Source organism: Sphingomonas pruni NBRC 15498, from assembly GCF_001598455.1.
Taxonomy (GTDB): domain Bacteria; phylum Pseudomonadota; class Alphaproteobacteria; order Sphingomonadales; family Sphingomonadaceae; genus Sphingomonas; species Sphingomonas pruni.
Map to the genome: position 1 here is coordinate 1 of NZ_BCYZ01000113.1, position 7,775 is coordinate 7,775.

General features: G+C 65.4%; 9 protein-coding genes. 4 read left to right on the forward strand and 5 right to left on the reverse strand.

All coding sequences use genetic code 11. From position 1 onward, the window contains the following. Positions 1-166 precede the first annotated feature (166 nt). Complete coding sequence (locus tag SPR01S_RS20125) at positions 167-718, forward strand: peroxiredoxin (RefSeq protein ID WP_066593359.1); 552 nt, start codon at positions 167-169, stop codon at positions 716-718. A gap of 142 nt (positions 719-860) precedes the next feature. Beyond that, on the forward strand, positions 861-1,928 hold the full coding sequence (locus tag SPR01S_RS20130) for a GGDEF domain-containing protein (RefSeq protein ID WP_157082382.1): 1,068 nt from the start codon (positions 861-863) through the stop codon (positions 1,926-1,928). Between the two features lie 402 nt (positions 1,929-2,330). Here the strand turns inward: SPR01S_RS20130 and SPR01S_RS20135 are convergent, their stop codons facing one another. Together SPR01S_RS20135 and SPR01S_RS20140 are read right to left on the reverse strand one after the other, a co-directional pair. Beyond that, on the reverse strand, positions 2,331-3,197 hold the full coding sequence (locus SPR01S_RS20135; RefSeq protein ID WP_084251323.1) for an alpha/beta hydrolase: 867 nt from the start codon (positions 3,195-3,197) through the stop codon (positions 2,331-2,333). 36 nt (positions 3,198-3,233) lie between these two features. Beyond that, a complete protein-coding gene (locus SPR01S_RS20140) occupies positions 3,234-5,048 on the reverse strand; it encodes an ABCB family ABC transporter ATP-binding protein/permease (protein ID WP_066593365.1) in 1,815 nt (604 codons plus the stop codon). Between the two features lie 80 nt (positions 5,049-5,128). Here SPR01S_RS20140 and SPR01S_RS20145 point away from each other — a divergent pair, with 80 nt between their 5' ends. Together SPR01S_RS20145 and SPR01S_RS20150 are read left to right on the forward strand one after the other, a co-directional pair. Then, positions 5,129-5,362 carry a hypothetical protein gene (locus SPR01S_RS20145; protein ID WP_066593368.1) on the forward strand — a complete coding sequence of 78 codons (234 nt, stop codon included), beginning with the start codon at positions 5,129-5,131 and terminating at the stop codon, positions 5,360-5,362. Positions 5,363-5,419: 57 nt separating this feature from the next. Then, entirely contained in the window at positions 5,420-5,833 is a 414-nt protein-coding gene (locus SPR01S_RS20150) for a hypothetical protein (protein WP_066593371.1), read from the forward strand. On the opposite strand, the gene SPR01S_RS20155 is transcribed toward SPR01S_RS20150, so the two are convergent. From SPR01S_RS20155 to SPR01S_RS20165, 3 genes are all read right to left on the reverse strand, one after another. Then, entirely contained in the window at positions 5,822-6,022 is a 201-nt protein-coding gene (locus SPR01S_RS20155) for a hypothetical protein (RefSeq protein WP_169803476.1), read from the reverse strand. The genes SPR01S_RS20150 and SPR01S_RS20155 overlap by 12 nt on opposite strands. A gap of 74 nt (positions 6,023-6,096) precedes the next feature. Continuing rightward, the gene (locus SPR01S_RS20160) at positions 6,097-7,053 is read right to left on the reverse strand and encodes a phytoene/squalene synthase family protein (protein WP_066593378.1); all 957 of its coding nucleotides are present in this window, start codon (positions 7,051-7,053) and stop codon (positions 6,097-6,099) included. Between the two features lie 37 nt (positions 7,054-7,090). Continuing rightward, entirely contained in the window at positions 7,091-7,672 is a 582-nt protein-coding gene (locus tag SPR01S_RS20165) for an LOG family protein (RefSeq protein ID WP_066593385.1), read from the reverse strand. Between the last annotated feature and the right edge of the window lie 103 nt (positions 7,673-7,775).

A 7,775-nucleotide genomic window follows, 5' to 3' on the forward strand; every position in this document is an offset into this window, starting at 1 on the left:
CCCACCGCCTATGGCGGCGGGGCCCTCCCTCTCCCGCAAGCGGGAGAGGGGGCAGAGCTCAGGTTGTGCCGCCGAGCGCCCCATCTCCCCTCTGGCGTCCGCCACATCGCGGGTCTAGGAACCGCTGGCCTTGCCGCCCCCAGCCTCATCCTTCGGAGAGTCGTCCATGCGCCTGCCGCTTCGCCTTCTTCCCCTTTCGCTCGCCGCGATCGCCATGCCCGCTGTCGCGGCGCTGCCGACCGGTGCCGCCGCGCCCGATTTCAACACCCGCGGCGCGATTAACGGCAAGGAATTCCGCCTCCACCTCGCGGATCAGCTCAAGAAGGGACCGGTCGTGCTGTACTTCTTCCCGGCCGCCTATACGTCGGGCTGTAACGCCGAAGCGCACGAATTCTCGGAGCATATCGACGAGTTCAAGGCCGCCGGCGCGACCGTGATCGGCATGTCGACCGACACTGTGCCGACCCTGATCAAATTCTCGACCGAGAAATGCGCGGGCAAATTTCCGGTCGCGAGCGCCGGGCCGCGCATCGTCAGCGCCTATGACGTCGCGCTCGGCAAGCAATTCACCGATCCCAAGACGGGCAAGGCGCGCGATATCACCAACCGTACCAGCTACGTGATCGGCCGCGACGGCAAGATCAAGTTCGTCCATTCGGACCTGTCGTATGTCGACCACGTCAAACTGACGCTGGAGGCGCTGAAGGCGCTCAAATAGAATAACCGCGCTCGCCATTGTCCACGGGCAGGTAGCCGCCAGCGCTGCTACCTATCTGATAGGTTCGCAAACGCGATCTTAGCCTATCGCCTGTAGGCCCTTTTCCATCGCCCAGGTGCGATGTTGGCAACGGGAGCGGACGGTGGCGAGCGCCGTAGACAATTCATCCAAAGCGTCGGATCGGCTCTATGCCGCGATCGGCGAATTCCTCGCGCGCCATCGCCTCAGCGTCGATCCGGTGCATTATGCTTTTGCGCACAAGGTGTTGAGCGATCAACGCGGGCCATTGGCCGCCGAAGTCGCGCGCATTACCGACGGCGGTGTGCGGCTGAGTTCGCGCGATATCGAAGAGCTTGGCGGCCGGGCGGTGATAGGGGCTCCGGCAAGTGTTGGCGGCGATTCGGTGCCCAATCTCTCCTCGCCGCCGCAACTCACCGTCGTCGCCGACAATACCAAGGCGCAGTCGCTGGTCGCGCGTGCTCAGATGCAGGTCGAGGATTTCGGCGACACGGTGCGCGCGATGCACGCCGATACGCGCGGGTTCGGCCAGGATTTGCGCGCCTCGCGCGATGCGATCCGCGCCTCGCGCGATACCAGCGCGATCGACGAGGTCGTGCGCATGGCGAGCTCGATGCTCGACCGCGTCTCGTCGGCCGAGGCCCGGCTGCAGGAAGCGACGCACGAGGCCGACCGGCTCCGCCGCGAGCTCGAACTGGCGCGCGACGATGCGCGCCGCGACCCGCTGACCGGCCTGCCCAATCGCCGTGCGTTCGAAGACGCCTATGCCGCGGCCGTCACCAGCAGCGATCCTGTCTGCGTCGCGATCTGCGACGTCGACAAGTTCAAGTCGGTCAATGACCGGTTCGGCCATGCGGTCGGCGATCGCGTGCTCAAGGCGATCGCCGAGGCGTTGCGCACGGGCTGCGACGAGCATCTCGTCGCGCGCTATGGCGGCGAGGAATTCGTCGTGATGTTCACCGGCCTGACCCCGGATGACGCGCTGTCCACGCTCGAGGGCGCGCGCGCCGCGGTCGCCGCCAAACGCTACCGCCTGCGCGAAACCGACGCGCCGCTGGGGGCCGTGACCTTCTCCGCTGGCCTGACCTTGGTCGAGCCGGACGATACGATCGGTTCCGCCATGGGCCGCGCCGACCGCCTGCTCTACGTTGCCAAGGAAGACGGCCGCAATCGCATTCACTCGGATCGGTGATATTCGCCGACATATGGTGAGATAAACCAGGCGTGGCAGGCAAATCACGCCATCGTTCGCTTTCCGAAAATTTCAAGTGATGCAATATCAATAACTTATAAAACTGGCACGCTCCCTGCACACGTGTCGGCATGGTCGTCGGACGGTCCGATAGCCACCATGTAAGGGAGTTAAGATCATGTCGGTACGTTTCGCTTCGGCTCAGCAGGTTGCGGTTTCGGTGTTCAGCGCGCTCGTCTGCACCATGCTTCTCGTCAACGCCGCCACCTCGTTCGTCCCGGTCGCCTGACCGGGACGCACCTCCTCCGCGGCGAGCGGGAGGAGGTCGGGATGCCAGCTCGCCAACCGGCGGCCGCGATAGGGCGGCCGCGCCGGGGCCGGAAAACGGCCCCTTCTTTTTGCCTAACGTCCGAGCAGGAAGGTCAGCGGGACATCCACTCGCGCCTGCCATGCGCGTTCGCTATGCTCCGCGCCGGGAAAGGCGCGGCTGACCCAATGATCGCCACGCGATCCGGCCGCCGCGTCGAGCTTGCGCTGGAACGGCTCGATCGATCCGTCATTGGTCCCGGTGCCATAATCGAAATAGAGCCGCGCGCTCCGGGGCGGCAAATGCGCCTCGAACCAGCGTTCCGCGAACCCGTCCCCGATCGGCCAGGAGGTCGACAGGCAAGCCGCCGCACCGAACATCCCGGGATAGCGCACCACCGCATAGGCCGAGATCAGCCCGCCCATGCTCGACCCCATCAACATGGTGTTTTGGGGGCCGCGTAACGTGCGGTAGCGGCGGTCGATCAGCGGCTTGAGCTCGGTCGCCAGGAACCGGACATAGCCGTCGCCGACAATCCTGGCGCGCTCGACCGGAAGCTTCTTGAACAGATCGCCCGAGGCGGGATCGCCCTTCGATCCCATTTCCGGCACCGCGGCCTGCGGCATATATTCGCCCAGCCGGTTATCGTTGTTCCACACCGCGACCAGGATCGCCGGGCGGGCCTTGTTGGCGGCGATCAGCCGGTCGAGTGCGCGATGCACTTCCCAGCTCTTGCCCGAAAAGGGCGAGGGCGTGTCGTACACATTTTGCCCGTCATGCAGATAGAGCACCGGGTAGCGCCGCTTCGAGGTCGCATAACCGGGCGGCAGCCAGACTTGCACAGTCCGCGCGGGGACGAACTTGGACCGGACGGTAATCGGCGGCTGTAATCCCTCGGCCGGATCGGCGAGGGCCGGCGTGGCGACGAGCGCGAGGATGAAAGCGAGGATCAGGCGGATCATGCGGGCATTGATCGCCTGACCGGCGCTTGCGTCAACCTATTCCGCCGCCAGCGCTTCCTGCCGTTCCTGCGCCTGGCGCGCCCACATATCGGCATAGAGGCCGTTCTTGCGCAGCAGCTCGGCATGGGTGCCGCGTTCGGCGACCAGACCGTTGTCGAGCACGACGATCTGGTCGGCATGGACCACGGTCGACAGGCGGTGCGCGATGACGATGGTCGTGCGCCCGCGTTCGATCGCCTGCAGCGTGCCAAGGATTTCGGCTTCGGTGCGGCTATCGAGCGCGCTGGTCGCTTCGTCCAGGATCAGGATCGGCGGGTTCTTGAGCAGGGTGCGCGCGATCGCCACGCGCTGCTTCTCGCCGCCGGACAGCTTCAGGCCGCGCTCGCCGACCCGGGTTTCATATTTGTCGGGCTGGCGCTCGATGAAGCCGGAGATCGCCGCTCCCTTGGCGGCGCGCACAATCTCCTCTTCGCCGGCGCCTTCGCGGCCATAAGCGATGTTGTAGCCGATCGTGTCGTTGAACAGCACGGTGTCCTGCGGGACGATGCCGATCGCGGCGCGCAGGCTCGCCTGAGTGACGTGGCTGATATCCTGATCGTCGATCGTGATCCGCCCGCCAGTTAAATCGTAAAATCGATACAGCAGCCGCGCCAGAGTCGATTTGCCCGCACCCGACGGTCCGACCACCGCCAGCGTTTGGCCGGCACGGACGGTCAGATCGATCCCCTTGAGAATATCGCGGCCCGACTCATAGCCGAAATGCACATCCTCAAATCGGACGGTGCCACGATCGATATTTAGCGGTTTGGCATCGGGCGCGTCTACGATTTCGCTTGGCGTATCCACCAGATCGAACATCGCGCCCATGTCGAGCACGCCCTGTCGAATCGTGCGATAGACCATGCCGAGCAGGTCGAGCGGACGAAATAGCTGGGTCAGCAGGGTCGAAACGAGTGACACGTCACCTGCGGTGAATTGCCCTCGTCCCCAGCCCCAGGCAATGAATGCCAGCCCGCCGGCGAGGATCGCATTGGTGATCAGCGCCTGACCGATATTGAGCCAGCCGACCGAATTCTCCGATTTGATCGCGGCCTTGGCATAGGCCGCCATCGCCGCCTCATAACGCCGCCCCTCACGCTCCTCCGCCCCGAAATATTTAACGGTCTCGAAATTGAGCAGGGAGTCGACTGCGTGGCTGACCGCCCCGGTATCGAGGTCGTTCATCCGCGTCCGAAGCGCGGCGCGCCAGTTCGTCACCGTCCAGGTAAACCACAGATAGGCGACGACCATGACGACCGTCGCGCCGACCAGCCCCCAACCGAAATTGCGCCGGAAGATGTTGAGCACCAGCGCTAGCTCGAGCACCGTCGGCGCGATGTTGAACAGCATGAAATAGAGCATCGTGTCGATGCTCTTGGTGCCGCGCTCGACGACCTTGGTAACCGCGCCGGTCCGCCGCTCAAGATGGAAGCGCAGCGACAAGCGATGCAGATGATTGAACACGTTCGATGCCAGCCGCCGCGTCGCATCTTGCCCGACCGGCTCGAAAATCACGTTGCGCAGATTATCGAACAACGTTCCCGAGAAGCGTGCCGTGGCATAACCGGCGAGCAGCGCCATGACGATCCAGGCGGTCGAATGGTCGCCGCTCGACATCCGATCGATCGCCCATTTCAGCGCATAGGCGGCGCCATAGACCTGTACGACTTTGGACGCGACGACCAACAGCATCGCCACGACGATCCGCAACCGCTGTATCGGCGCATCGGCGGGCCACAGATAAGGGAGGAAGCGCCGAAGCGTCGGGATCAGCGGGCGATCCTTGGTCGGCGGGAGTTCGGTGGGCGGCATCGCCGCTTTATGTAGGGTGCCGCGGGCATTCAGGGAACCGTCATCATGCCCCGTCGATTATAGACGCGACGGAGGAAGACATGGGTTCTGTATTCTACGTCATCGCGATCATGGGCTGCGGCGATGGCCAGACGCAATGCGCGCAGCAGCGGATCGAGCCGGTCCGGTATTACAGCGCGGCGCAATGCCGGGCAGCGATGCCGGCGGCGCTGATCCGCAACACCGACATCGATTATCCGACCATCACCGCGGCGTGCCGCCAGGTCGGCCAGTCGATGGCGGCCAATAACAAGGCACAAGCGCGCCGCAGCTAAGCTGGTATGGGGCGCGTCGCCCCGGTAATGATGCTCCCAGTACAGCCAGGGGACGTCATGCGCAGGATAATCGGCACCATCGTCGGGTTGGTACTCGCCATTTCGCTGATCGACGGTGCCTGGGAACTCGCCGAACGTTGGTTCCCAGCCGCGATCGCTGCCGACGCCAGCGCCCAGGAAATGCTCGCGCGCTTCGTCATGGCGATGCCGCTCGCCGGCCAGGGGATCATCGCTGTAGGCTGGTTCCTCGCCGGGCTGGTCGGCGCGTTCGCCGCGCTGCGGATCGGCCAATGGCGGCCCGGCGGATGGATCGTCGCGCTCGTCTTGGTGGCCGACGGCGTATGGAACCTGACCCAGCTGACGCAACCCTTGTGGCTACAGGGCGCCACCCTGATCCTGCCGCTTGCCGGCATGTGGCTGGCCGAATGGCATTTTCACCGCGCTCGGCCGGGCGATCCCTTAATCAACTAACTCAGCGTCCGCGCCGCGGCGGATCGGCAGCGACCAGCGGATCTGGTCGCGCAGCATCGCCTCGAGATCCTCGGCGCCGACATTGTGCGCGGCGGCGCGCTTCCGAAGCAAGGTCAGCGAAAGCCCCGCGCGTGTCGGCGGCGGCGCGGGTTCGGCGCGGCCGCGCTGTAAAGCGCGCGAGAACTTCACGGACAATTTCGTCATAATGGGTAAGCTAGGCTGTCGGGCTTGCCGAGTCCTGACCGAGCAGGGTTTACGCAGGACTAACCGCGCCGCCGCCTCCACAGATCCGGATCGCGCGACGCGACAGGATAGAGCCGGTTGCGCTGCACCGCCTGGCCGAGCGCCCGCGCGATCCAGCCGATCTTGGCGGCGGTCGAGGTGCCGGCGCGATGATCCCAGGCATGCTCGCCGCGCGCGGCCACTTCGCGCCCGATCGCGCCATAGATGCCCGCCGCCGCCAGCACGGCCCAGGCCGATCGCAGGCCGAGCCGCCGCGTGCCGATACGCGCGCTCGCTTCGAACGCCGCCGCGCGATCGACCAGGCGCCGCGCCAAAACGGCCAGGCGCGGACGGAAGGGCGGCTTCATGTGCTGACCGGGGGGAATGTCCATCTCCGCCAGCCACTCCTGGGGCAGGTAGCAGCGGCCGCCGCGATCATCTTCCTCAATATCGCGTGCGATATTCGCCAGCTGGAACGCCATGCCCAGGTCGCAGGCGCGGTCGAGCGTGTCCTCGTCGTCGGGCGATACGCCCATCGCGATCGCCATCATGCAGCCGACCGCGCCGGCGACATGATAGCAATAAAGATAGAGATCGTTCTCGCTCCGCGGTCGCCAGTCCTCGAGATCGAGGCGGAATCCTTCGATCAGGTCATAGGCGAAACGGTGTGGGAGCCGCGTTTCGGCGGCGACGATGCGCAGCGCGTCGAACGCGGGATCGCCGACCATCTCACCGACCAGCGCGGCATCGGTCATCGCGCGGATCTGCGCCAGTCGCGCGGCGGGATCAGGCACGACGGAGAGGTCGTGGCCGAATTCCTGTCCATCGGCGAGGTCGTCGCAGCGCCGGCACCAGGCATAGAGCAGCCAGGCACGCTCGCGCGTCTTGCGGTCGAACAGCATAGACGCGGCGGCGAAGCTCTTCGAGCCCCGCGCGATCGATTCACGCGCGGTCGCGACGATCGCCGCGCGGCTGGGAAGTTCGCCGTTGGCGGTCATGTCCTCGTCCGTCCGTGTCGGGCGAAGGATGGAGCGCTCACAGGTCTTTCGCGCCGATCTGCCCGATCGTGGTGGCGGGTTGGAACGCGGCCATCTTGTCGAGCAAGTCGGCCAACGTATCGGCAACGATCAGCAGCTCCCGGTGCTGCGGCCGGACGAAGCCGACCCGCGCCATCGTCTCCCAGAATTCGATCAGCCCGTCATAATAGCCGTCCAGGTTGAGCAACCCGACCGGTTTGGCGTGATAGCCGATCTGCGCCCAGCTCAGCGCTTCCCACAATTCGTCCATCGTGCCCGTCCCGCCGGGCAGGGTCACGAAACCATCGGACAGGTCGGTGAACGCCTGTTTGCGCTGGTGCATCGTGCCGACGACATGGAGTTCGGTCAGGCCCTTATGCGCGACCTCTGCGGCAACCAGGGCTTCGGGAATGACGCCGATCACTTCGCCTCCCGCGGCGAGTGCCGAATCGGCAATCGCGCCCATCAGGCCGAGACGCCCGCCGCCATAGACCACGCCGATGCCGCGCTCGGCCAATGTGCGGCCGACTTCGCGAGCGTTCTCGACATAGCGCGGATCGCTGGGCGAAGCGGAGCCGCAATAGACCGCGAGACGGTTCATAATTCCTCCCCGGAACGGGGAGGGGGACCACGACGCGAAGCGGCGTGGTGGAGGGGCCCCAGCCCCAATCGAGCAACAGGTAAGGAGGTGACCACAGGACGGG